Raw genomic sequence first — 24,016 nt, 5'->3', positions numbered from 1 at the left:
GACCATGGGGGCGTTTTCTTTAATTAGCCGCAGGTTAATTTCCATACAGGTCTCAAAATGATTGGTCCACTGTACTTTCCCATGGGGCGCTACCACCCATTCCGTTTTATAGGTTGTTTGATCTCATAAATAATTGTCCATCAAAATAAAAATTTACCTAATTGATCTTAGCTATTAAAGAATTTGTATATAAGTCATAGATGCATAAACTCCCGTCATTTTCTAATTGAAAAAAGGCATTGGTTCCAATTTGTGGCGTATTTGAGGCATAAATCGGATCAAAGTCATTATTGTAAAAAACCAAATTACAATCTGACTGCATGACCAACCTACCGGGAACCCCTAAATCCTTTTGCCAAATAGCAGCGGGTTTCGTTCCAGTTAAATCGTACAAGATCAATGATCCAGTTGTGTTATTAATGAACTGATAGTTTCCATTTAATGAGTATAAACACTGTCCTGGAGACAAGAATTGATTCTGATATCCAGAAAGGCTGTAATAAGAAGTTAATTCACCTGCTAAATCTTTGACCATTAATTGTTCAATTTGGGAAATATCATTCGTCCCGTATTGTGCATTCAACACAATCAACTTAGTTATTGCGGCAATTGCAGTCATATCATAACCGCTAATGACACCACAAGATTTCAACCACGCACCTGTGGCATAGGCGTTATAATTTACATCTCCTTGATAAACCTGCGTGCAATCCACAATTACTGTTCCCGAGCCATGAATACTTTTCAATACATTTTGCATTTGTTGATAACTTGGAACATTGCCTTCTCCATAAGCCTCCAATATTAAGCCTTTTATAGTTGGTGAACTCTTCATTATGTTTTGAATCATGGAAACTAACAAAGATTCATCTCCATTTACATTATAATATGCGGGAAACATTAGTAGCGGAATAGTGGCTGTAGAATCAATATTGGCTTTAATGGTTTGTAATATTTGTTTAACCTGTGGTATGTGATTATCGATTGCCTTATTTTTAGGTTGAGGCATCAACATTGAGTTATTTATAACGGGTAACACACCATATTCACCCAATGCAGGGAAATTAGGTGACGTAAAGGCGGTAAATTCACTGGCGTTGCTTTTCACAACACGATTTCCTCTATACAAATAATCATCAAAATAAAGACAAACCTCTGGCATCTTAAATGTTGCAAATTCGATTGCACCAAGTACATTTCTCAATGCATCAGTATTATACAATAGGGTACAATTTTCTGAATCATTTTGAAAAAATAATGGTAATTGAGACCCCGAAACAATAACAGGTTTAGAAACATTAGGTAATAAAAATGATAGAGCTGAAGATGTAAATGCCATGGTGTCAGTACCATGAAGAATGAGAAAACCGTCATAACCCTCATAATTGTCCACAATTTTATTTGCCATCAATAGCCAATCAGATGGTTGCATATTGGTGCTATCCAATGTTTTCTCAAACCAATCATAGTGTATTGTTGTTCCAGAAATTTGTGTTGTTATTGTCCCCTCCACATTATCTTTGAAGGCTTTGACAAATTTTGGCCCCTGTAATGGTGCTAATGGAGTCCCTACACAACCAATGGTTCCTCCAGTATATAATAGATATAATTTCATAATTTTCTGAAAATAGATTAAATTATATTTACACCGGTTGAGGGGACAAACATATAGGTATAAAAGTCATATGACACTACCAATTCACTAGGATTAGATTTACTAATTGGTCCTTGGTTTACTTTCCAATTTGCTGTTTGTGGATTTATAATTGGTTCTCCCGCAAAATCAAAGTTAGTTACTTGATCTCCACCATCTTTTTGTGACCATGTTGACAATTGAATATCATCACATCTAACCCAGTGATAATCTCCAGGCCAACCATTAGTAGCATCGGTTGGTGAGATTAACAAAGCAACATAATGTCCTGCATTAGCATTTGATTCTTGGTGTGTTTTAAGCTGTTCTAGAGAAGCTCCCACATCTTTTAAACCATCCATGGTCGCTCCTTTTACAACGTCTTGACCTGTGAAATTTGCAGGTAATAAATAGCCATTAATTCTTCCTGGTTGTGGAAATGAATTACTGGTAATTACACAACCGTAAGCATAACAGTTATTATTCGGTTGAAACTTAGCCGACATAAAATATCCATCGCAATCGGTAGGTGGATTATAGCCATTATACTTACCAAACACTGTAGGTGCGTATTGGGCAATATCACCCACTCCCGTTATATGTACATAATGGGGAGGAATTATGGATTCATCGGTTACTTGTGCTTTTAATAAATGTCTTGTATCATCTTCAGGTATGCGCCCTGAAAACTTAAATTTTCTTGGTTTGCTCATGGTTTAATTAAACTTTAGTTAATAATTCTTTAGATTCTCTGATAGAAATATTTTTTGAAACAGTATGCGTACCAAAAACATCCGTAATAAGAGTATAAGGATTTGTTCTTGGGTTGCCGTTTAATTGATATGCACAATTAACGGTATGACCATCTGTAAAAAACAAAGCGGTGGCCTGGGTGTAATAAGGAGATTCTTGCGGTGGTGTTTCACTATTTACCCTACAAATAGAGAATACCGTTTCACCAAAGTATTGGTCTTTTAATACGTTAAAGGGGCCTTGTGCATTAGTGTTTTTTTCAAGAGCAGCTTCAGCTCTAACCAACCTTAAATAAGAACTATGGTTCATAGGATAGAGTACCCCTCCATATAACATCCTAAAGTGATTAGTGGATGCAAAGAATAGATCCGTTCGTTCAATGCATTCCACAACATCTTCATTTGTTTCTATAAAATACGATGAGGTAGCATCATTAATAAGTAAAATATCAGGACTTTTAAAGCTTTTATAAAACTTACTCATATAGACTGCTGCCTCTTGAGCTGTTTTACAATCAGAAATAATTTTGGTGTATGCTGCAAATATATCTTGGTCTACACCCTTAAGTACAGCTATATGTTTGTCGGTTACTTCTAAATAAGCATCAGCAGCTACAAAAGACACCCCATAATTATTCACTCCTGCCCAAGGGCCATTACTTCCAACTCTTTTAAAGGGAAGGTATTTTATGTCTCCCAGTCCCTGTTCAATTATCGGTTCAATAAATTCAGTTTTTTTTTCTAAATCACATTGTTTAAAGGATATTAGTCCATTTGATTCCGGAATAAATACATTTCCAATTGTACACATATCCTTAGTTTTTGTTATTATAGTTTAACACATATTCCGCAGAAATTCTCAATGATTCATAGAACCAAGGAGCTTCATATTGTGGAGTTGATGAGTATTTGTTTAATACTTCATCTTTTGTCATTTTAAGAATGGATACCCAATTTTCTTTATTAGCGGCATCAACTAATAATTTAATTTGTTCAGGTGTGAAGTCTTGTGAAGCAAGTTGTAACACAATTTGAGGCTTTACTTTTAATCCAAATACGCAATATAAAGTTTGGACCCCTCCCGTTGGATCTCTTTGCAATGGCGTCAATACAAATTCCTCATTACTGACAATCATTGTTCCCAAATCTATACCATAACAACCACGGTCGTCTAACTGCGGATTACCTAATCCTAAAGAAAGACTTGACTGAGAAATATACCAGTTAGGTTTTGAATCATTTTTGTCCATTGAAGATGCCGATGGAATGAAAATATTGTCATTTATCCAATTGATAACTGTTTTCTCATTTAGTAGAGAGGTGTAAGTGTACTCATTGTTCTTTAATGCTGGTTGGGGAGGGTTGGCACCTTGAGCAAAAATGCTAACTTGACCATGAAATGTCTTACTAACAATTTTAAAAAAAGCTAAAAAACGTTCTGTTCTACTTAAGTGACTTAAGGCAATAATAGGATTGCTGTCTTTATCTTTTCCTTCAACAATTACAATAATGCATGACGTAGCACTGTCTGAATATAAGTAATGTTTATCTCGAACTGATGGATTGTTAAGGTTTGAAATAAAATAATTGTCTTGGCCTATATAAAAAAATCCATCAGGTAAATTATTTTTAACCAGTAATTTTGTTTGATTAATTTTCATTTTTTTGATTTATTAATTACCTATAACGATAGGAGTATACTAACTTTTTTATATGCCCAACTCAAAAATAGTTCGTTCGATGGTGGAGGAAAAATGAACGTATCTATAGCTATTAACAAGAAATTACGACAATATACCTATACTATTCTTTACAAGTAGTATAAATTCTTATTTTCTTAGCAATTACCACCACACCACAAAAAACTTCTCGAATTCCGTTTCAGATTTCCGCAGCCAGACCATGGGGGCGTTTTCTTTAACCAGCCGTAGGTTAATTTCCATACAGGTCTCAAAATGATTGGTCCACTGTACATTCCCATGGGGCGCTACCACCCATTCCGTTTTATAGGGGATATAATAGGTATGGGCCTTGAACTCGGACGTATTAAAACTATTGAACCGTAGCCAATACCCGGTAACACAGTGCTTGTTCAGGGGCCTAATATGCACCGAAGTGTCCCCATAGGGCATAAACAATTGGGCCTTATAACAAGTCTCATGGGTTATTTCGGTACTGTTGATATGGTTTTGGAGCAAGGTTTCCCTACCTTCTTTTGAATGGAGAAGTTGAAATTGAACGTTCTTTATCTTTTCCATTTTGGTAAAGAACATATCCCGTTTGTTAGGCCCCATCAATTGATGGATAGGTTCGGAGATATTCGTATCGATAATATAGAATTTGTAGGTAAGCTCTATATGTACCAGTTGTTCCGTTGTTTTGCTACGTATGATAAAATCAATTTCCCCTAGGGTCTGTTTTCCTTTCCGTACAGGTAGGTTGTGCAGCAAAATATCATAATGTCCGGAGTGGGAGAGGAGTTGATGAAATACATACTCCATTTGATGCCCCAGTCGCAAACGCTCCGGTATGGCTTGGGGTACAAAGGTGGAAAGGTCCAGCTCAGGAAGCTCAAATTGCGGAATACCGAATTGCACCCGCGTCCACAGGGGCGGTGTTTCTAGAAATCCGCTAAAGCGTTTATCGGTCATCATTGTTACTTGTGGCGAAAGCGTTAAGTTTTCTTAAAAGGGATATTATGCAATGTTAAAAGTAGTATTTTTATACTATGGCTATGAATATGAGAAAAGGGTTTCGGTTTGTTCCTTACGAAGCTCCCGAACAAACTCCCTTTGATAAACTTTTTGAGATTTTTCAAGAATTGATTACCCATACTTCGGGCGATTTCGATGAGGCCATCGATTGGCTACGTGAGCTGGACAAGGAATATGAGCTTACCGATGAGAACTATACCATAGATGATTTTATAGAAGACCTAAAGGCCAAAGGCTATATACGTGAAGAATTTGAGGATGGCGGCGGACAAATGGGCGAAGAGGGCGAGGAAGGTGATGGTGGTGGTAAGGGCACGATTTCCATCACGGCCAAAATGGAGCGTATCATTAGACAACGTGCCTTGGACCAAATTTTTGGAAAACTAAAACGTAGTGGCGCGGGCAACCATAAAACGGGAAAATCCGGCCAGGGAGACGAGCACACGGGAGACTTTAGGGAATATAGATATGGTGATGGCCTAGAGCATATCTCCATGACCGAAAGCCTTAAAAACGCCCAAGTAAACCATGGTATCGGTAGCTTTTCATTGAGTGAGGAAGATTTGGTGGTAGAGGATACCCAATACAAGGCACAGATGAGTACGGTGCTGATGATAGATATTAGCCATAGTATGATCTTATATGGTGAGGACCGGATCACCCCCGCCAAAAAGGTGGCCATGGCCTTGGCAGAGCTTATTACCACGCGGTACCCAAAGGATACCTTGGATATATTGGTGTTTGGTAACGATGCCTGGCCCATACCCATTAAGGACCTGCCCTATTTAAAAGTGGGGCCCTACCATACCAATACCGTTGCCGGACTACAATTGGCGATGGATATGCTACGGAGAAAACGCAATACCAACAAACAGATCTTTATGATTACCGATGGTAAGCCCAGTTGTCTGCGACTGCCCGATGGCACCTACTATAAAAATAGTGTGGGGCTGGACGATTATATTGTGGAGAAGTGCTACACTATGGCACGACAGGCGAGAAAGTTACACATACCGATCACCACCTTTATGATTGCACAAGATCCCTATTTGATGCAGTTTATCCGGCATTTTACGGAGGCCAATAAGGGCAAGGCCTTTTTTACGGGATTGAAGGGTTTAGGTGAAATGATTTTTGAGGATTATGAAAACAATAGAAGAAAAAGATTGAAATAGCTTCGACTACGCTCAGCTACCGGAGTAATAACAACTGGTGATTGAGCGGAGTCGAAATCACAAGGAAAAATAGCTTCGACTACGCTCAGCTACCGGAGTAATAACAACTGGTGATTGAGCGGAGTCGAAATCACAAGGAAAAATAGCTTCGACTACGCTCAGCTACCGGAGTAATAGGAACAGGTGATTGAGCGGCGTCGAAATCACGAAGAAAAAATAGCTTCGACTACGCTCAGCTACCGGAGTAATGGCAACAGGTGATTGAGCGGAGTCGAAATCACAAGGAAAGAAACTAAAACGGTTAAAATAGCTTCGACTACGCTCTGCTACCGGGGTAATAATAACAGGTGATTGGGCGGAGTCGAAATCACGAAGAAAAAATAGCTTCGACTACGCTCAGCTACCGGGGTAATAACAACAGGTGATTGAGCGGAGTCGAAATCACAAGGAAAAATAGCTTCGACTACGCTCAGCTACCGGAGTAATAGTAACAGGTGATTGAGCGGAGTCGAAATCACGAAGAAAAAATAGCTTTGGCTACGCTCAGCTATCGAAATAACGAAAAACGATTTATGAAATTAAAGCATACCAAAATCAAGACCTTGGACCAACTGATCAAAGCTGGTTACAAAAGTAAAAGTATAAAAGATGAATTACGTGATAACCTAAGGGAGCGTATTAAGAACGGGGAAGAAACCTTTGCTGGGGTATGGGGTTATGAGAATTCGGTTATCCCTGAATTGGAACGCGCTATTTTATCACGTCATAATATTAACCTTCTAGGCTTACGGGGCCAGGCTAAAACACGATTGGCAAGGTTAATGGTGAATCTATTGGATGAATGGATCCCTGTAGTGGAAGGTTCTGAAATTAATGATGACCCCTTACGGCCTATGTCCCGATATGCTATGGAATTGATACGGGAAAAAGGGGATGATACACCCATTTCTTGGATCCATAGAGAAGAGCGTTTTTATGAAAAACTGGCAACGCCAGACGTTACGGTAGCAGATTTAATAGGTGATGTGGATCCTATAAAGGCAGCGAACCTAAAACTTTCCTATGCAGATGACCGGGTAATCCATTTTGGTATGATTCCACGGGCCAACCGTTGTGTTTTCGTTATCAATGAATTACCGGATCTACAGGCACGTATTCAAGTTTCCCTCTTCAATATCCTGGAAGAAGGTGATATACAGATCCGAGGCTTTAAATTACGATTGCCTTTGGATATCCAGTTCGTATTTACGGCCAATCCAGAAGATTACACCAATAGGGGAAGCATCGTAACGCCTTTAAAAGACCGTATAGGTTCACAAATATTGACCCATTACCCCGATGATATTGAGACCGCCCGTAAAATAACGGAACAGGAATCGAATCTTGATCAGCGCCAGACAGAAACCGTTTATGTGCCGGATATAGCCAAAGACCTTTTGGAACAAATTAGTTTTGAAGCGCGGAATAGTGAATATGTAGATGCCAAAAGTGGGGTCAGTGCACGTACCAGCATTACTGCCTTTGAAAATTTATTAAGTACTGCAGAGCGTAGGGCCTTATTGTCAGGGGCAGATAAAACCATGGTACGGTTAAGTGACTTTCTAGGTGTTATACCAGCCATAACAGGAAAAATAGAGTTGGTGTATGAAGGAGAGCAGGAGGGAGCCGATGGCGTTGCCGCCATCCTAATCGATGATGCCGTTAAGTCCTTGTTTCCTGAGTATTTCCCGAAAATAAATAAATTGGAACGCAAGGATGCGGAAACCCCATATGATGCCTTGTTACATTGGTTTTTTCAGGGCGAAGGATTTGAACTATTAGATGATTTCACCGACGAGGAGTACAAACGCACCTTAGATGGCATACCAGAATTAAATCAACTTTTAAAGACCTATCAACCAGATTTTCCAGTTGAGGATAGTTATTTTTTAAAGGAGCTTTTGCTTTGGGGCTTGGTATCCCATAAAAAATTGAGTAAACATAGGTTTGAGGAAGGTTATCAGTTCAAAGACCTCTATGGTAGTTTTATAAGTGGATTATAAAATCAAAATGAGGCTGTCTAAAAATCCTATTTCGTTGTCTGTTCGAGCGCAGTCGAGAACTATAAGCCTTTGATTTTTCAATAAATTTCGACTGCGCTCGATATGACAGTAGTGCTAATTTTAGGTTTTTTAGACAGCCCCTTTTATTTATGACTTGGATTTTAATTCCAGTTGTCTACATGCTGGCCCATTTCGTCAAATCGGTAACTTCCAACGAGTTGTTTTCTATAGCTAAAGCTTAATAAGGTAAGACCCATTAGAACTAAATAGAGCAGGAATATTGAAACGCCTAGAGGTATAAAAGTGCTGGGTATTAAATATTCTTCATAATTACCATAAGATAAAAGTATAATAAGGCTATCTATGGTTTTGTATAAATAGATAATCAGAATTACATACAATGAAAATTCCAAATTTCGCATAGGCCGATCGCTTAGTTCGTCCTCTTTTATTTTAAACCACATGACATATAAAAATAAAAAATGCACCACCGATAAAATAGGAATGATGTAGTTGTCAATTTTAAAAAAATAAAACTTATTGGTGTAGAGGCCATAAAAGCTAAAAATGTTCAAAAAAAACAAAATAACAACGGACAAAAAAAGCGTTCGCTTCCAAGGAAAAAATCCTTTTATCATATTCATAATACCTTTATTATAGGCACATTGGGGCCTTTTGCACAATACTAACGATCAATTTATGGGTTTGTTTTAAAAAAATCGATGAACCGTATTAAACATAATGTAATCAGCAATAAAAGCAATAATACTATTAGCTAAGCCAGTTTTTGTCGATTGCCCTATTCGAAAATAACACGAGTAAAACGCTTACCACTAAAATCATAATTGGCATGGCCATGGCTCCCGTACCATACACCTCAAAAGTATTGCTCAAAAAGAAATTATAGGTGGTTTGTGCCAACACTCCCAAGAGGGAAATAACAAAAACGGTTTTCGCCAACTTTTTACGAATCAACAATAAAATACAGCCAAGCAACCCAGCCCAAACCGCTATGGCAAAAGCAGCGGTTACCCACGCCGGTTGTGATTCGTACAATGCCCGTTCCGCTTGGGACATGGCTTCCAAAGCTTCAATACTCATAAACGCTTGGGCCAAATAGGCAAAAACGCCCATTACATTCCATAAAAGAGCCAATACACTTACGATCCAAAACCACTTAGGTGGGTTAACTTTAGTTTCTGTAGTCATAATAATTTGGTTTAGATTAGTTGTTGTTAATTTACAAAAAAGAACAATTACTTGTTTTGAATAATTAGTACCACTATGGTATTTTGTTCGATTTTAAAAAAGCATGGAGAGAATACGGTTTTATTATCTTATCAGGATTCAATACTTAGGGTTTCGATTTAGTGGTTGGCAAAAGCAACCAAATCAGTTGACCATAGAAGGTATGCTTAGCAAGACCTTGAAATATGTGTTACCGGAAAAGCGATTTAAATTGTTGGCCTCTGGTAGAACAGATGCTAAGGTATCTGCGTTGAATGGTGTTTTTGAGTTATTTCTAGAGAATCATCAAATAGCAGATTTGGAGGAATTTATAGCGGTGTTCAATAAAAATTTACCACCAGATATTAGGGTCACGCAAATAGAGCCCACAAATGCGGATTTCAATATCATTCAAAACAGCAAATCGAAAGAGTATACCTATCTATTTTCATTTGGAGAAAAAAACCATCCGTTTTGCGCCCCGTTTTTAGCCAATATAGTTGAAAATCTAGATATTGATGAAATGATGTCGGTAGCAGAATTATTTAAAGGTACACATGATTTTTCAGCGTATACGGCAAGATTACAGCCAAATACCAAAGTTATACGAAACGTAAACTCGTGTAATATCTCCAATAATGAATTGATTAGTGCCAGTTTCTTTCCAAAAAACAGTTATGCCCTAACCATTAAGGGTGATGGGTTTATGCGGTATCAAATACGTATGATTATGGGTGCTTTGTTTCAAGTAGGTAAAGGGGAGTTAAGCAAACAGCAAATAATAGATTCACTGAAGCCTAACAACACTATACAACTTACGACGGTGGCTCCTGGCTCTGGATTAATACTTAACCAGGTAGAATTTAAAACCACAACGTAGCAGCTTTTATTATCTTTAAACAAACTTTTGACCAATGGCATTGAAACGGAAATTGAACATCCCTAAAATAAAAAAGAAGGTTTCCCGTGTACATGGTAAAATGGGCACCGCTCCCGGTACCGTAAGTTATTTGGGTAGTAAGGAAAAAGGGGAAAGTGAAGTTTTTGTTACAGCGTATGATGGTGAATCGTTCGAGAGTACCAATGTTAAGGACTTAGATGCCATTTTAAAGTATAAAAATTCTATAAAAACAACATGGATCAATGTGGTTGGTATCACTGATGAGTCCTTTATTGAAGAATTGGGAAAAAGATTTGGGCTAAACCCCTTACTGCTTGAAGATGCTGTAAACACGGACCAACGACCTAAAATTGATGAGTATGAAGATCATATTTTTGGAGTTTTTCGTATGCTTTATATAAATGGGAATGATGAGATTATTGGGGAGCATGTGGCTATGGTATTGATGGAAAATACGGTCCTAGTTTTTCAAGAGGTACGTGAGGACGTTTTTGGAGGTGTTAGAAATAGGCTCCAATCCCTTTCTGGAAGAATTAGAACTCGTGGGGCAGACTATTTGTTTTTTGCTTTGTTGGATGCGATTATAGATAATTATTTCCTCGTTTTGGAACATATAAACCATAGAATTGAGGCTTTGGAAGATGAAGTATATGCCGACCCAAAACCGATTGTGGCCCAAAACATACAGCAATTAAAAAAGGAAGTACTTAAAATTAGACGGTGGATCTTCCCGGTAAAGGAATTAGTGAGTAGGCTCATAGATTCTGACCATGCCCTTATAAAACATGACACTAAACTCTACTTAAGGGACGCTCTGGACCATTCGCTTGAAATTAATGAAAGCCTTCAGATCTACAGGGAAATGAGTATGAGTTTAATGGAAATGTACATGAGTAATATGAGCAATAAGATGAACGAGGTAATGAAGGTACTTACGATAATGGCCTCAATCTTCATCCCATTAACCTTTATTGCAGGCATCTACGGTATGAACTTTGAACACATGCCGGAATTGCACTATAAATATGGCTATTATACCGTTTGGGCGGTAATGATCTTACTTTTTATAGGGATGCTGTTCTATTTTAAAAAGAAGGACTGGCTTTAAGCACCCCTCTAAATGGGTTGCATTAATTAGTATCCCACTTATTTTGTAAATTGAAGACCTATGATTTCTTCAATAGATTGGAAGTACGTGTTGGCGGTTATCGTGATATCCTATCTCGTAATTAATATTCTTGTTTATTTTTTACAGGATTATCTATTGTTCAAACCTGAGAAACTGCATAAGGATTTTGAGTTCTACTATGACAATCAGAGTATTGAGGAATATAATATAGAAACTAGGGATGGTGCCGTGATTAACGGGTTACGATTTAAGACCAAGAACCCCAAAGGTGTTGTTTTTTATTTGAAGGGAAATTCTAAAAGCATCAAAGGCTGGGGAAAATTTGCGGTCGACTTTACAAGGCATCACTATGATGTGGTTATGGTAGATTATAGAGGGTTTGGCAAAAGCACGGGAAGACGAACCCAAAAAGCCATAAAACGGGACTTGCAAGTGGTTTATGATAAACTAAAGGAAAACGTTCCTGAAAAATACATCATTTTATACGGACGTTCATTGGGTTCAGGATTTGCAACGAAATTGGCATCCATGAACAATCCGAGGATGCTTATTTTAGATGCTCCCTATTACAGCTTAAGTAAAGTGGCAAAAAGATATATGCCTTTTATGCCCTTATCATTATTAATTAAGTTTCCTATGCCCACGTATAAATGGTTAAAATATGTAAAATGTCCCATTCATATTATCCATGGTACCGACGATAAACTAATACCTTATAAAACCAGTGTGAAACTCTCTAGAATTCAGCCAAAACTAACAACACTACATTCGGTAATAGGGGGAGGGCACAAAAATCTAAATACCTTTGAGGCATATCATAAAATGTTGGACAATATTATTACCACAAGATCAAAACCCATTAATTTAGAGGGTTCCAGTATTCATGTGAAGCACTCATCTAAAAAACGAAATGCGTAGATTAAAAAAAATTGGATTAGTTGTATTGGTCCTTTACTTGCTATTGTTGGGCTCTGCATATGTCTTTCAAGAAAAACTCATATTCATCCCTTCTAAAATGCCCATAAACCATACCTATGATTTTTGTCAAAATTATGAGGAACTTTGGTTAACGGCAGATGACGGCGCCAAATTAAACGCCGTACACATTAAAAACGAATCGGAAAAAGGTGTAGTACTCTATTTTCATGGTAATTCCGGAAACATTTCACATTTAAACCATGTTGCCAACTTAATTACAGCCTATGGATATGATGGAATTTTTGTTGATTACAGGACTTATGGCAAAAGTACTGGGGAATTGAGCGAGCAAGCCATTAAAAATGATGCACAACTTTTTTATGATTACGCGAAAGCCATTTATAATGAAAGTGATATTATAGTGTACGGAAGGTCTTTTGGTACTGGTGTGGCATCTGGTTTAGCGGCAACTAATAAACCATGTAAATTGGTGTTGGAATCCCCGTTTTATAGTGCGGTTGCATTAGGAAAACATAGGTTCCCAATTTTTCCAATAGATCTTTTGTCACAGTTTAAATTTCCATCGCACCACTATGTTAAACAAGTGAATTGTTCTATTTATATAATACATGGCACCGATGATTTTGTAATTCCTTACGAGCAGGCACAGGATTTATTTAATGAAATCCCAGATGGGCAAGGTTATTTTTATACTGTACAGGGTGGTGGGCATAATTATTTACAAGACTTTGAAGTTTTCGACCAAGCAATGGATGATGCCTTCAACTAAAACTTTAATCGAACAAGCCCGAAGATAAATAGCGATCTCCCCTATCACAAATAATAGATACGATTACCCCTTTATCCAATTTTTCCGCCAGCTTTAATGCAACGGTTGCCGCGCCACCACTGCTCATCCCAGAAAAAATACCTTCTTCCTTGGCAAGGGTTATAGCCATTTGCCTTGCTTCGTCCTCGCTGACCTCCATAACCGTATCCACTTTAGAAGCATCAAATATTTTAGGGAGATATTCTTTGGGCCATTTGCGTATGCCAGGTATTTTAGATTCGTCTGTTGGTTGTACACCAACAATCTGTATGTTTTGGTTTTGTTCCTTTAAGTAGGTAGAAGTTCCCATTATGGTACCTGTTGTTCCCATCGCAGAAACAAAATGAGTCACCAAACCATCGGTATCGTTCCAAATCTCTGGTCCTGTGGTTTTATAATGGGCCTTCCAATTATTAGCGTTGGAAAATTGGTTCATCATTACATATCCGTCTTTAATTACCTTCTGCTCCGCATAATCCCGAGCCCCTTCAATACCTACATCAGCAGGGGTAAGGGTAACTTTGGCGCCATAGGCGCGCATGGTCTGTACACGCTCTATTGTAGAGTTTTCTGGCATCACCAATTCTATATCCAAATGGTAAATTCCTGCAATCATTGCCAAGGCAATACCAGTATTGCCACTTGTGGCCTCAATTAATTTATCCGTTTTTTTAATACTACCGTCCTTAAGACCACTTTGTATCATGTTTAAGGCGGCACGGTCCTTTACACTTCCACCGGGGTTATGCCCCTCCATTTTAAAAAGGAGCTTTACATTTGGGTTGGTATTTAAGACCCTAGAGGCTATTAAGGGAGTATTTCCTATTAAATCTAAAAGGGATTTAGACATTTGAAGCTGTTTTTATTTTTATTTCTGGAGAATGGAACACAGTTGAGTGCGGTGGAACGGACGCCGTTAGCCATGCATTGCCACCAATAACACTATTGGCACCAATAATTGTTTCTCCACCTAATATTGTGGCATTGGCATATATGGTAACATTATCCTCTATGGTTGGATGCCTTTTTGTTTTTTGCAAGTGTTTGGCGACATACAACCCACCCAAAGTAACACCTTGATATATTTTAACATGGTCTTTTATGATTGCCGTTTCACCGATAACCACACCCGTTCCATGATCAATATGAAAAGAATTGCCTATGGTAGCTCCTGGGTTTATATCCACACCTGTTTGTCTATGGGCATATTCTGTCATTAAACGGGGAACCAAAGGAAATCCAATTTTATATAACTCATGTGCCAATCTGTATATGGCAATGGCATAGAACCCGGGATAGGCCATATACACTTCTTCTATAGATAAGGAAGCGGGGTCACAATTTACGGTTGCCTCTGCATCTAAATTAAGTCGTTCCAAAATTTCCGGTAATTTTTCAACATAGTTGGCCCAAACTTTTTTACAGGGTCTTTCACTTTCCCAACATGCAAGGTCCACAAGATTATTAAATTGTGCCTGTAGTTCCATTAGATTTTCCGAAACAGGCGTATCTATATCAAAAAGGGTGTAAAACAATAAATTTGTAAATGTTTCTACGTCTTCCTTTAATCGATACCTTAAATTAGGTTGTTTCTTATGTTTTATTATTTTCTCTACTATAGATGTGTGGTCCATTATCTTAGTTTATAGAATCAAAATTAACCAATAAATCAAAAGGACTTTCCTGCAATTGGTTAACTTTAGCTTAAAATCACAACTGCTAAGTCGTATGTTACATCCGGTAATTACCAAAGAAACCATAGAATTTTTAAATGACCTAAAAAAAAACAATAACCGTGAGTGGTTTACGGGACATAAAAATAGGTTTACAGAACGTCAAAAAGAGGTAAAAACCTTTATGGAATATATTTTGGAGATGATGAAATCCCATGATGAGATAGAAAAATTGAAAATGTTCAGGATCTACAGGGATATTAGATTTTCAAAGGACAAAACCCCGTATAAGCACAATTTTTCAGGTTCATTTAGTCGTTCTGGCTTAGATAGGAGAGGTGGTTATTATGTACATATAGAACCTGGCGGTAGTTTTATTGCAACAGGTTTTTGGAACCCCGAAAAAGACGACCTTCTAAGGATTAGAAAAGAATGGGAACTGGATACTACTGAGCTTAAGGGAATAATAGAAAATAAAGGGTTTAAGGAAATCTGGGGCGAGTTAGTCGGTGATGAGTTGAAAACAGCACCGAAAGGTTTTGATAAAGATGACCCTAATATTGATTTGATCAAAAAAAAGCAATTTATTTTTATCCGGAAATTTACGGACACAGAAGTCTTACAACAATATTTTGCGGATACTATACTTGAATCTTTTAGGCGTATTAGGCCTTATTTTGACCTAATGAGCAGCATACTTACCACCAATCTAAATGGGGAATCCTTATTGGATTAACACTTGTTCATCAAAAAACTGTACTTGGTCCTGTAACCTTGTAATAACCATATTCATCATTCTTTTGTTAAAAGCCGATGAATTTTGAATATAGTGGTCATATTCCTCAATGGTATATTGGCCTATAATCATTCCTTTTAAAGAATTACGAAATTTGATATCCTTTTGAATGGCATTGGTGATAAAATCCAATCGCTTTTCTAAAGAAAGGTCGTAGAAGGTATTCTTGGTCTTAACGATATAGTTTTGAAAAGCTGCCAACAATAAATCGTTCTGTAATTTGATAATTGGCCTAAGTGTTTCGTTTTGAAATCGCTCTTCAGAGCTCATATTTGGAAGGATTTTGGCCGAAGGAATTGTTGGCCTTATTTGAACTAGCTTTTGTGACCTGAGGTTCATAATGTAGTTATTTATCTAAAGGTAATGATTAAGGTTAGCCTAAATATTTAAGGAATTGGAAGTTTTTAACGAGGTTATAAACAGACTTCAGATTAAGTTGTAATCGCCTGATTATGATGCTAAATCATCCTTCATTATTTTACATTTCTTTAACATATTCTCAATAATTTGATAATATATCATTACTGTTTGTCGATTAATCGGCAAAATCGACAATAAAATGTCAATTTTATAATTGTTGCAGACTCCATTTACCGAATTTAAAATAAGGCCCTAGTGTAAAATCGAAAATGATAAATCTGCATTTTAAAATGAAGATTTATGACTTCTGTACTGATTTTCGTTATAATTTTGAACCATAAAATTTGCATTATGAGATTCCATACAAGAAAATTAGTAAAGCCTGAAGATTTAAATTCTAACGGTACATTGTTTGGTGGTAAGGTTTTGGCGTGGATAGATGAGGAAGCAGCCTTGTATAGTATCATTCAATTAGAAAATGGAAGGATAGTTACCAAATATATGTCTGAAATAAATTTTATGAGTGCCGCAAAACAGGGTGATATTGTAGAAATTGGTATACAGGTGGTAAAATTTGGAAAAACATCACTAACGCTAAACTGCGAGGTTAGGAACAAAATGAACCATGAAACTATCGTTACCGTTGATAATATAATTATGGTGAACCTTAGTGAAGATGGCAAGCCTACTCCCCATGGTAAGACAAAAATTGAGTTTGTTAAAGACAGGTTGGCGGCAATTGATAGTGTTTAGTTATGGGCTAATGTTTTGGCTATAACTTGTACTTCGTCTAAAACACGAAGTAGGTTACCGCGCCATAATTTTTCACTCTCATTTTCGGTATACCCTCTTTTAACAAGTTCTAAGGTTAGATAAGAGGGCTAAGAAGCATCTGACCAACTTTCTATTCCATTGTCAAGGTTAAAATTGGAATTTTCTACATGGTCTATTCTAATTAAACCTACCATATAATCTATATATGCGGTCTACAAAATCGAATATGGTAACCGTTCGTCATCAAGATTTCTGCAATGATCGATCAAGGCCGTAGTAGAGGAATGTGCGGCTATAATTGTTGATTTTTAAACGCTATCATTTCCTTCATTAGCGCTTCTAATGGGTCAGATATATGGATTTTAAATAATATTCTATCTATTTCATTTACATCATCTTAACCTGCATTAATTAAACTATTTTTTAACCTTTTCAAATCCTCTTTACTATTTGCCAAATGCTCAAATTGTTTTAACATCATTAGGGGTATTACGAGCTCTAGTGCACTAGGTGCAATTACTTCGTCTAACCAACAAATAACATCTAATTTTCCCATGGCATAACCTTTAGCGGTGAGTGAATCTTGACCAGTATATCAATTAAACAACTAACATCTAAGCCGCTCTTATTCATCTTAAGGAGATTTAACGGCGTATTTAAATCTTTTATATAGTTAACACCATCTGTGAATTTCTTGAAATTGATATCCTTATGCATATCAATCGTAATGATTTTTAAAGTAATATTCTTACTTTTTCTGGAATCTATTCTTGAGAATTCTATTCTTTTTGTTCACAAGAAAACAACACAGACACAAGGAGAAAACAGACTAAATGCTTCATAATGTTAAATTTTACACCTACAAATTAGGCCCATTCACAACATAAAAAGAAGGCTATAGAACATTTAATTGCCCATAGTAGGTGAAAGCAGGATTTTTAACACTGTAGATACTGAATAATGTATCAAAATTAGCAAACCAACCTATGTCCGTTTTGAAAACGAAAGATTTATTGCACCAATTGTCTCAATTGGAAACCAGTTTGGATTACTTCTCATTTGACACCTTAAGTGCTAAAGAAGCCTCTGCGCTTAAAAGCTCTTTCAATGGGTTTAAAGAAAAGTTAGAACAGCAAATATTTAATCCAGGTGAAAAGATTGAACAACCAAAAGATAAAAGAACTGCCTCGGGAAATGACACGAAGTTTATAGCCCATGTAAGTCACGAAATACGAACACCACTAAATGGAATTATTGGTTTTGTTAATCTTCTTAAAGATGAAGACCTAACTCCTAGCCAGGTTAAAAAGGTAAATGCCATACAATCGGCCTCCTATTCCCTAATGGAAATTATTAATGAGGTTTTGGAGTATTCCAAGCTAATTTCTGGTACAGATGAGTTTGATGAAATTGACTTTAATCTTCACGGCTTGGTAAATGACATCATGTTTTTATGCCAAACCTTAATACTTAATAAAAGTGTCAAACTACAGTATCATATTGACCCTAAAATACCAAATGTTTTAAAAGGGGATCCCTCTAAACTTTCACAAATATTACTTAACCTGATAGGTAATGCAATCAAATTTGTGGAGAAAGGTTCTATATCACTTAAAGTGACCTTAGGCAATACTACGGTTAATAAAGGTTTTAATCTAGATTTCACAGTTTCCGATACTGGTATTGGTATTGCACAAAATAGGTTGAAAAGTATTTTTGAAAGTTACACACAGGCTGAAAATGATACCTTTTCTAAATATGGCGGTACGGGTCTAGGCTTAAGTATTGTGAAGGAAATAGTGGAAAAACAAGATGGTAAAATAAGTGTTGATAGTAAAATTGGTGTTGGTACCACATTTAAGTTCAACATACCCTTTAAAAAAGGGATTCTAAAGAATATTCCACAAAAGTCTGCTGAAACCATTAATGTTAAAAAGGGCAAGGAACTTTTAAGCGGCACCAGCATCTTAGTGTTTGAGGATAACCTCATGAATCAGCATCTCATCACTGAACAACTCACGAAATGGGACTGTAAGGTAATCGTTACCTCTGATGGTAAAAAAGGATTGAACATGTTACTTACCCAAACAATAGATATGGTATTAATGGACCTAAAAATGCCTGGTATGAATGGATTTGAAATTTCTGAACAAATAAGATTACACAAAAAACTTAGTGACGTGCCAATTATAGCGGTTAGTGCGGATTTCACGGCACAAGATCAAGAAAGTTGTATTTCATCTGGCATAAATGACTTTTTATTAAAACCCTATACTTTGGAAGAGCTTTTGTCAAAATTACTTAAGAATAAATCAGAAAAACCACTAACACTTGAAAGTAGAACGCTTTTGCAGCAGACTACCATTAGACCTAACCTAGATTTGAAAGTTGATCTGAAATCTGTTCTAGATGATTGTTGTGAAGAATTGGATGTTCTAGAAGAGCTTATCAGGTTATTTAAGCAAAACGCTTATGAATTTATAGGGACTGTAAAGATTAATCTAGAAAACGATAACCTAGTAGAAATTGGTTTGGCGGCACATAAATTAAAGGCAGGTTTGGCAATGATGAAAGTTGATTACCTAAGAAATTTAATGGTTGAGATGCAAACCAGTTGTAAAAATAATGATAAGGAACGTGTTGAAGTTCTTTTTGAGGATTTCTTAATTAGCTATCCTATCTGTGAAGATAATATAAACAGTTCTTTTAAGAACCTTAAGGGATACTAATATGGTTGGAAAACAAATCTTACTGGCAGATGATGATGAGTTATTGGCATCCTTACTCAATTTTAGATTAAAAAAGGGAGGATATCAAGTACATTATTCTACTAATGGTAAAGAGGTTAAGGAATATTTGAAAACAAATATGCCAGACCTCATCGTCAGTGATATAATGATGCCTTATTTTTCTGGTATTGAGTTAATAAATTATGTTAGGAACGAGCTTTTATCCAGTATTCCAATTATTATCATTTCTTCAGCTGGTAATGAGGAAAATGTATTAAGCGCGTTTGAACTTGGAGCCAATGATTTTATTTCTAAACCAATAAGGCCTTCAGAACTTTTGGTTCGGATCGCACGGGAATTAAATAGCATATAAGATTTGATAAAAGTTCCCCAGACATATATCACACATTTGGTTACCGCCCCTAAAATCTCGACAGATTTATTATGGGGCCTGTCTATTTTGTTTGTGGTATTGACTTTGATTTACGTGTTCTCAGTATTTTATTTTCGAAATAAAATATCAAATGAGGCAGAAAAAATACGGGAAAAGAAAATGGAACTTTCCCCAATCATTAGTGAGTTTCTATTTTATGATGAAAAAGGGGACAAGATTGAAAAGATCAATTACATAGGTTTAAAAATTCAGGTACGGGAACTTATCAAAAATACTTTTGATCGTAAAGTACTTACTGAAATATTAATGGACCTAAGAAAGGATGTATCTGGGGCAACAAGAACGGAACTATTTCATATATACCAAGATTTGGAATTACATAAAGACGCCTATAAGAAATTAAAAAGTCTACGTTGGGAAATAGTTTCCAAAGGTATATATGAGCTTACACAAATGCATGTTGAAGAATCTTATGGTTACATTACCAAATTCATTAATGACAAGCGGCCAACCATAAGAAAACAAGCAGAAATTGCTACTGTAACGTTGAAAGAAGAAGGAATTGCATTTTTCTTGGACCATACTAAATTCAAGATTTCAGAATGGCAACAATTAAAACTGCTGGATGTAGTAAGAAATATAGAAGATCTTCAGCCCCCTTCATTTAGACTTTGGCTTACTTCTAAAAACAACCATGTGGTGCTCTTTTCTCTACGATTAATAAAATACTTTAATCAAAATGATGCCAGCGCATCTTTAATTCAGCTTTTAAATCACAAAAACCACACAATTAAGCGTGAGGCCATTACCTGTATCAAGGAATTTAATGTAAAAGAAGCCATACCGGAACTTAAGCAGATTTTTGGTCCTTGTAATACAGATTCAAAGTTATTTATATTGGATGCAATTTCAACCTTGGGGAATGAATCTGATTTGGAATTTCTTAAGCAGGTTGAAAAAACGGATAGGGATTTTACGGTAAGGAACAAAGCGGTAAGAGCTATTAACACCATTTGCCCTGAATCTATTTTACCTACAAAGGATATAGTGCCTACTATTGCTGAAATCGAAGATATAAACGCAAATGATTCTTCTGGAACCAGTATTGAGCACTTGGAAAATATAGAATACCATTCCTTGCAATCGGATATAAAAAGGGATAATACCCTTGGAGTCCATTCTTCTTCAGAACTGGAATCTATTGGTCAAGAAGTTGATGATGAGCCAGATACCATTACAAAAGACACAATTGATTTAGAGGATATTAACGTCTTGGCCGATGAAGTCTTAATTGACGAACAAGACATTGAGTTACCAGTTGAATTATCTATAGAGGATATTGGATTCTTGCCCATTGTTACCGATAGTATAACAGCAGGTAATGGCCAAACTACTGAAGTTGATGATGAAACTTTTGGTAACGTGCCAAATAGCGATCATGATACTAAAGGTAAGATTGAAGTAGAAACCAAGGAGTGGAATGGAGCACTGAATTTAAATTTTCTTCCAATTATTGTAGGGGAAGAAGTGCTTACGAACACCATAGAAGATCTAGAAGTTATTCATGAAACAATAATTGTTGCGCCATCCGAAGATATTGACATTAACGAACTAGAGGTGATTTATGAAATTGTTAGGGCTGCTAATCCAGTTTTAAATGTAACTGATAGAGTGGATGACCAAACAAATATCTTTACTAAGGACAATATAGATCTTAATGTTCATAAGCTTGAAGTCAATTACGAGGAAATAAGCTGTAATGAAGAAGCAAAAGAAGAAACCGAAATATTTTTAGACTGGACATTATTTTCGGATTTGGAAGAATCTGAACCATTAGAGATTACTACGAGTAAGGTCGAAATAGAAACTACTATCGAAAAATCAGTTAAAATACCTGAGACTACAAAAGACATAACGATACCAAAAGCTATCTTTTTTGAAGATGATGTGCTTGAAAAATTAGTGCTCTTAGAGGACATTTCAGATTTAGGGGATCATAGGGAGATACCTTTATTAAAATTAATGCTTTTAGATGAAAAGTCTAATCCTGTTAAACAAAGAATAAATGACTTAATACAAAGGTTTACAGTAAATTTTGATGGCGTAACCTACTTTAAAATAACTGACCTAGAGCCTAGTTATAGTGTTTTTCAAGAGTTATTTGAAAAAAGTGATTTTGAATCCAAGATCCTATTATTAGATGAGATTGCCCAGATTGGCGATGAAAAGGAACTTCCCTTATTAAATGAATTAGTTAATGGTAACAATAAAATTATTGCTAAAAAGGCGGCAATGGTTACCACGGCTTTACACAAGCGATTAGCAGCAATACAGGCAGCTAGCGGTATGATTTCAGGGAATGGAAATAGTTCAGGATCTTTTGCAATTCATGAATCAGAAGAAACTTTGTTCGAAATAGATTTTGAACCTGGTAAACCAAGCCTAACAAATACAATAAAAAATAAGGATAACCCAACATATGGCAGTACCCTATTTGACCATTTAGTTGGTGCATCATCAAAATTATACAACAAGTTTAACAAGTAATGGAACGATGGAAATTTTAATAGAATACATAAACCTGGTGTTTCTGGTGTTTACGGTAGTGCTATTTACCATGTTTACGCTTATGGGCTATTTTGCTACAAGAAATTCCATTCACTACAGAAACAAGAATAGCTTTGGTGATATGTCCAAATTAATGGCCTCCCCATTAGCTCCAAGTATTACGATAATTGCCCCTGCTTATAACGAGGGGCTTACCATTGTAGAGAATATTCGTTCATTAATGTCGCTCCGGTATGTGAACTACGAGGTTATGGTAGTAAATGATGGGAGTAAGGATGATACGCTTCAAAAAATGATTGATGCTTATGACCTGGTTAAAATTGAACAGGAAATTGATCCGGATTGGAAATCCAAGCCTATCAGGGGCATATATAAGTCTCCTCACAAGGCATTTTCAAAACTTACGGTAATAGATAAGGAAAACGGGGGCAAATCTGATGCCTTGAATACCGGTATGGCTTTGTCTACCAATCAGTACGTAGGTTGTATAGACGTAGATTGCCTACTTTTGCCCGATGCCTTGTTACATGTGGTCAAATCATTTTATCAACGTTCAGAAAAAAGAGTGATTGCCGTAGGTGGCGTTATTAGGGTGGCTAATTCCTGTGTTATTCAAGGTGGGCAACTAGAAGAAATAAAATTACCCACTAATTGGTTGGCCAGGTTTCAATTATTGGAATATACCCGTTCCTTTATTTTAGGAAGAATGGCATGGGGTAGAATAGACAGTTTATTGATTATATCAGGTGCATTCGGTTTTTTTGACAGGGAAATTGCATTAGCGGTAAATGGCTATGACACAAATACCGTTGGTGAGGATATGGAGATTGTTTTTAAAATGAGACGGTACATGCACGAGCGTAAATTACCCTATACCGTAGAATACATTCCAGATCCATTATGTTGGACAGAGGTACCAGAGGATTTAAAAATATTGATAAACCAGCGAGATCGTTGGGCAAGGGGAAATTTAGAGACACTGTTCAAACATAAGGATATGTTTTTTAACCCAAAATTTGGCAGACTGGGAATGCTCAGTTACCCATATTGGTTTTTTTATGAATGGCTTGCTCCCTTATTAGAGTTTTTTGGTTTTTTTACCATAATCCTATTTTACTGGATGGGAATTCTAAACTGGGATTTTTTTATCGCCATTACAGTCTCAGTATATGTGTTCTCAATTATGTTTTCATTCTATGCGATTTTATGGGATGTGTACTCTTACAATGAGTATAAAAAGACCAAAGATATCTTAATACTTATGTTTTGTGCCATAATTGAGCCAATAGCCTTTCATCCTATAGCTGTATGGTCGGCAATTCGCGGTAACTACAAGAAATTGTTTAAAATAAAATCTGGCTGGGGCTCCCAAGTAAGAAAAGGATTTGCCAAAGCAAGCTAA

Annotated in this window: 23 protein-coding genes; 12 read left to right on the top strand and 11 right to left on the bottom strand. The window is 36.5% G+C overall.

The features are described from left to right. Nucleotides 1-157: 157 nt before the first annotated feature. The 5 genes from ACOCEA_RS09555 to ACOCEA_RS09535 all read right to left on the bottom strand — a co-directional run bounded on the left by ACOCEA_RS09555 (nucleotide 158) and on the right by ACOCEA_RS09535 (nucleotide 5,039). Nucleotides 158-1,615 carry an asparaginase domain-containing protein gene (locus ACOCEA_RS09555; protein ID WP_420756005.1) on the bottom strand — a complete coding sequence of 486 codons (1,458 nt, stop codon included), beginning with the start codon at nucleotides 1,613-1,615 and terminating at the stop codon, nucleotides 158-160. Nucleotides 1,616-1,632: 17 nt separating this feature from the next. Then, the gene (locus ACOCEA_RS09550) at nucleotides 1,633-2,346 is read right to left on the bottom strand and encodes a hypothetical protein (protein WP_420756004.1); all 714 of its coding nucleotides are present in this window, start codon (nucleotides 2,344-2,346) and stop codon (nucleotides 1,633-1,635) included. Between the two features lie 7 nt (nucleotides 2,347-2,353). Further along, nucleotides 2,354-3,196 carry a C45 family peptidase gene (locus tag ACOCEA_RS09545; protein ID WP_420756003.1) on the bottom strand — a complete coding sequence of 281 codons (843 nt, stop codon included), beginning with the start codon at nucleotides 3,194-3,196 and terminating at the stop codon, nucleotides 2,354-2,356. A 4-nt stretch (nucleotides 3,197-3,200) separates the two neighbouring features. Continuing rightward, entirely contained in the window at nucleotides 3,201-4,046 is an 846-nt protein-coding gene (locus tag ACOCEA_RS09540) for a hypothetical protein (RefSeq protein WP_420756002.1), read from the bottom strand. A 183-nt stretch (nucleotides 4,047-4,229) separates the two neighbouring features. Next, complete coding sequence (locus tag ACOCEA_RS09535) at nucleotides 4,230-5,039, bottom strand: DUF1853 family protein (RefSeq protein WP_420756001.1); 810 nt, start codon at nucleotides 5,037-5,039, stop codon at nucleotides 4,230-4,232. 74 nt (nucleotides 5,040-5,113) lie between these two features. On the opposite strand from ACOCEA_RS09535, the gene ACOCEA_RS09530 reads away from it, so the two are divergent. Then, the gene (locus ACOCEA_RS09530; protein ID WP_420756000.1) at nucleotides 5,114-6,274 is read left to right on the top strand and encodes a vWA domain-containing protein; all 1,161 of its coding nucleotides are present in this window, start codon (nucleotides 5,114-5,116) and stop codon (nucleotides 6,272-6,274) included. A gap of 572 nt (nucleotides 6,275-6,846) precedes the next feature. Further along, nucleotides 6,847-8,316: a MoxR family ATPase gene (locus tag ACOCEA_RS09525; RefSeq protein WP_420755999.1), complete on the top strand. Its 1,470-nt coding sequence runs from the start codon at nucleotides 6,847-6,849 to the stop codon at nucleotides 8,314-8,316. A gap of 161 nt (nucleotides 8,317-8,477) precedes the next feature. Here the strand turns inward: ACOCEA_RS09525 and ACOCEA_RS09520 are convergent, their stop codons facing one another. Both ACOCEA_RS09520 and ACOCEA_RS09515 read right to left on the bottom strand, forming a co-directional pair. Further along, nucleotides 8,478-8,738 (bottom strand): hypothetical protein, encoded by a 261-nt coding sequence (locus ACOCEA_RS09520; RefSeq protein WP_420755998.1) that lies wholly within the window; start codon nucleotides 8,736-8,738, stop codon nucleotides 8,478-8,480. Nucleotides 8,739-9,087: 349 nt separating this feature from the next. Then, the gene (locus ACOCEA_RS09515) at nucleotides 9,088-9,525 is read right to left on the bottom strand and encodes a hypothetical protein (RefSeq protein WP_420755997.1); all 438 of its coding nucleotides are present in this window, start codon (nucleotides 9,523-9,525) and stop codon (nucleotides 9,088-9,090) included. Nucleotides 9,526-9,628: 103 nt separating this feature from the next. Between ACOCEA_RS09515 and truA the strand changes: the two genes are divergently transcribed. Genes truA through ACOCEA_RS09495 form a run of 4 tightly spaced genes read left to right on the top strand, consistent with a single transcriptional unit; the run spans nucleotide 9,629 to nucleotide 13,281 of the window. After that, nucleotides 9,629-10,423, top strand: a complete 795-nt coding sequence (gene truA / locus ACOCEA_RS09510; protein ID WP_420755996.1) for a tRNA pseudouridine(38-40) synthase TruA — start codon at nucleotides 9,629-9,631, stop codon at nucleotides 10,421-10,423. Between the two features lie 34 nt (nucleotides 10,424-10,457). Beyond that, a complete protein-coding gene (gene corA / locus ACOCEA_RS09505) occupies nucleotides 10,458-11,552 on the top strand; it encodes a magnesium/cobalt transporter CorA (RefSeq protein WP_420755995.1) in 1,095 nt (364 codons plus the stop codon). Nucleotides 11,553-11,612: 60 nt separating this feature from the next. Continuing rightward, complete coding sequence (locus ACOCEA_RS09500; RefSeq protein WP_420755994.1) at nucleotides 11,613-12,491, top strand: alpha/beta hydrolase; 879 nt, start codon at nucleotides 11,613-11,615, stop codon at nucleotides 12,489-12,491. Then, complete coding sequence (locus ACOCEA_RS09495; protein WP_420755993.1) at nucleotides 12,484-13,281, top strand: alpha/beta hydrolase; 798 nt, start codon at nucleotides 12,484-12,486, stop codon at nucleotides 13,279-13,281. Before ACOCEA_RS09500 ends, ACOCEA_RS09495 begins: the two co-directional genes overlap by 8 nt. 4 nt (nucleotides 13,282-13,285) lie before the next feature. On the opposite strand, the gene cysM is transcribed toward ACOCEA_RS09495, so the two are convergent. Next, nucleotides 13,286-14,170, bottom strand: coding sequence for a cysteine synthase CysM (gene cysM / locus ACOCEA_RS09490; RefSeq protein WP_420755992.1), 885 nt, complete (start codon nucleotides 14,168-14,170; stop codon nucleotides 13,286-13,288). Then, nucleotides 14,163-14,954, bottom strand: coding sequence for a serine O-acetyltransferase EpsC (gene epsC, locus ACOCEA_RS09485; RefSeq protein WP_420755991.1), 792 nt, complete (start codon nucleotides 14,952-14,954; stop codon nucleotides 14,163-14,165). Before epsC ends, cysM begins: the two co-directional genes overlap by 8 nt. A gap of 94 nt (nucleotides 14,955-15,048) precedes the next feature. On the opposite strand from epsC, the gene ACOCEA_RS09480 reads away from it, so the two are divergent. After that, nucleotides 15,049-15,729, top strand: coding sequence for a DUF2461 domain-containing protein (locus tag ACOCEA_RS09480; RefSeq protein WP_420755990.1), 681 nt, complete (start codon nucleotides 15,049-15,051; stop codon nucleotides 15,727-15,729). On the opposite strand, the gene ACOCEA_RS09475 is transcribed toward ACOCEA_RS09480, so the two are convergent. Then, nucleotides 15,718-16,128 (bottom strand): glyoxalase, encoded by a 411-nt coding sequence (locus ACOCEA_RS09475; protein ID WP_420755989.1) that lies wholly within the window; start codon nucleotides 16,126-16,128, stop codon nucleotides 15,718-15,720. The two genes, ACOCEA_RS09480 and ACOCEA_RS09475, sit on opposite strands and share 12 nt — an antisense overlap. Before the next feature lie 372 nt (nucleotides 16,129-16,500). On the opposite strand from ACOCEA_RS09475, the gene ACOCEA_RS09470 reads away from it, so the two are divergent. After that, nucleotides 16,501-16,902, top strand: coding sequence for an acyl-CoA thioesterase (locus tag ACOCEA_RS09470; RefSeq protein ID WP_420755988.1), 402 nt, complete (start codon nucleotides 16,501-16,503; stop codon nucleotides 16,900-16,902). Nucleotides 16,903-17,320: 418 nt separating this feature from the next. On the opposite strand, the gene ACOCEA_RS09465 is transcribed toward ACOCEA_RS09470, so the two are convergent. Then, nucleotides 17,321-17,479 carry a hypothetical protein gene (locus ACOCEA_RS09465; RefSeq protein ID WP_420755987.1) on the bottom strand — a complete coding sequence of 53 codons (159 nt, stop codon included), beginning with the start codon at nucleotides 17,477-17,479 and terminating at the stop codon, nucleotides 17,321-17,323. Between the two features lie 439 nt (nucleotides 17,480-17,918). Between ACOCEA_RS09465 and ACOCEA_RS09460 the strand changes: the two genes are divergently transcribed. The 4 genes from ACOCEA_RS09460 to ACOCEA_RS09445 are packed head-to-tail and all read left to right on the top strand — an operon-like array spanning nucleotide 17,919 to nucleotide 24,016. Beyond that, nucleotides 17,919-19,652, top strand: a complete 1,734-nt coding sequence (locus ACOCEA_RS09460) for an ATP-binding protein (RefSeq protein ID WP_420755986.1) — start codon at nucleotides 17,919-17,921, stop codon at nucleotides 19,650-19,652. Nucleotide 19,653: 1 nt separating this feature from the next. Continuing rightward, nucleotides 19,654-20,025: a response regulator gene (locus tag ACOCEA_RS09455; protein ID WP_420755985.1), complete on the top strand. Its 372-nt coding sequence runs from the start codon at nucleotides 19,654-19,656 to the stop codon at nucleotides 20,023-20,025. Between the two features lie 3 nt (nucleotides 20,026-20,028). Next, the gene (locus ACOCEA_RS09450; protein ID WP_420755984.1) at nucleotides 20,029-22,593 is read left to right on the top strand and encodes a HEAT repeat domain-containing protein; all 2,565 of its coding nucleotides are present in this window, start codon (nucleotides 20,029-20,031) and stop codon (nucleotides 22,591-22,593) included. 7 nt (nucleotides 22,594-22,600) lie between these two features. Continuing rightward, nucleotides 22,601-24,016, top strand: a complete 1,416-nt coding sequence (locus ACOCEA_RS09445) for a glycosyltransferase family 2 protein (RefSeq protein WP_420755983.1) — start codon at nucleotides 22,601-22,603, stop codon at nucleotides 24,014-24,016.

The sequence above is a fragment of the Maribacter luteocoastalis genome (assembly GCF_048890225.1).
In the GTDB taxonomy this organism is placed as follows: domain Bacteria; phylum Bacteroidota; class Bacteroidia; order Flavobacteriales; family Flavobacteriaceae; genus Maribacter; species Maribacter luteocoastalis.
This window is presented reverse-complemented; position numbering and strand designations above follow the sequence as displayed.

What these genes read in the sequence shown, in the direction of transcription:
- ACOCEA_RS09555 (WP_420756005.1), bottom strand. Translation starts at nt 1,615, where the DNA reads ATGAAATTATATCTATTATATACTGGAGGAACCATTGGTTGTGTAGGG.
- ACOCEA_RS09550 (WP_420756004.1), bottom strand. Translation starts at nt 2,346, where the DNA reads ATGAGCAAACCAAGAAAATTTAAGTTTTCAGGGCGCATACCTGAAGAT.
- ACOCEA_RS09545 (WP_420756003.1), bottom strand. Translation starts at nt 3,196, where the DNA reads ATGTGTACAATTGGAAATGTATTTATTCCGGAATCAAATGGACTAATA.
- ACOCEA_RS09540 (WP_420756002.1), bottom strand. Translation starts at nt 4,046, where the DNA reads ATGAAAATTAATCAAACAAAATTACTGGTTAAAAATAATTTACCTGAT.
- ACOCEA_RS09535 (WP_420756001.1), bottom strand. Translation starts at nt 5,039, where the DNA reads ATGATGACCGATAAACGCTTTAGCGGATTTCTAGAAACACCGCCCCTG.
- ACOCEA_RS09530 (WP_420756000.1), top strand. Translation starts at nt 5,114, where the DNA reads ATGGCTATGAATATGAGAAAAGGGTTTCGGTTTGTTCCTTACGAAGCT.
- ACOCEA_RS09525 (WP_420755999.1), top strand. Translation starts at nt 6,847, where the DNA reads ATGAAATTAAAGCATACCAAAATCAAGACCTTGGACCAACTGATCAAA.
- ACOCEA_RS09520 (WP_420755998.1), bottom strand. Translation starts at nt 8,738, where the DNA reads ATGCGAAATTTGGAATTTTCATTGTATGTAATTCTGATTATCTATTTA.
- ACOCEA_RS09515 (WP_420755997.1), bottom strand. Translation starts at nt 9,525, where the DNA reads ATGACTACAGAAACTAAAGTTAACCCACCTAAGTGGTTTTGGATCGTA.
- truA (WP_420755996.1), top strand. Translation starts at nt 9,629, where the DNA reads ATGGAGAGAATACGGTTTTATTATCTTATCAGGATTCAATACTTAGGG.
- corA (WP_420755995.1), top strand. Translation starts at nt 10,458, where the DNA reads ATGGCATTGAAACGGAAATTGAACATCCCTAAAATAAAAAAGAAGGTT.
- ACOCEA_RS09500 (WP_420755994.1), top strand. Translation starts at nt 11,613, where the DNA reads ATGATTTCTTCAATAGATTGGAAGTACGTGTTGGCGGTTATCGTGATA.
- ACOCEA_RS09495 (WP_420755993.1), top strand. Translation starts at nt 12,484, where the DNA reads ATGCGTAGATTAAAAAAAATTGGATTAGTTGTATTGGTCCTTTACTTG.
- cysM (WP_420755992.1), bottom strand. Translation starts at nt 14,170, where the DNA reads ATGTCTAAATCCCTTTTAGATTTAATAGGAAATACTCCCTTAATAGCC.
- epsC (WP_420755991.1), bottom strand. Translation starts at nt 14,954, where the DNA reads ATGGACCACACATCTATAGTAGAGAAAATAATAAAACATAAGAAACAA.
- ACOCEA_RS09480 (WP_420755990.1), top strand. Translation starts at nt 15,049, where the DNA reads ATGTTACATCCGGTAATTACCAAAGAAACCATAGAATTTTTAAATGAC.
- ACOCEA_RS09475 (WP_420755989.1), bottom strand. Translation starts at nt 16,128, where the DNA reads ATGAACCTCAGGTCACAAAAGCTAGTTCAAATAAGGCCAACAATTCCT.
- ACOCEA_RS09470 (WP_420755988.1), top strand. Translation starts at nt 16,501, where the DNA reads ATGAGATTCCATACAAGAAAATTAGTAAAGCCTGAAGATTTAAATTCT.
- ACOCEA_RS09465 (WP_420755987.1), bottom strand. Translation starts at nt 17,479, where the DNA reads ATGGGAAAATTAGATGTTATTTGTTGGTTAGACGAAGTAATTGCACCT.
- ACOCEA_RS09455 (WP_420755985.1), top strand. Translation starts at nt 19,654, where the DNA reads ATGGTTGGAAAACAAATCTTACTGGCAGATGATGATGAGTTATTGGCA.
- ACOCEA_RS09445 (WP_420755983.1), top strand. Translation starts at nt 22,601, where the DNA reads ATGGAAATTTTAATAGAATACATAAACCTGGTGTTTCTGGTGTTTACG.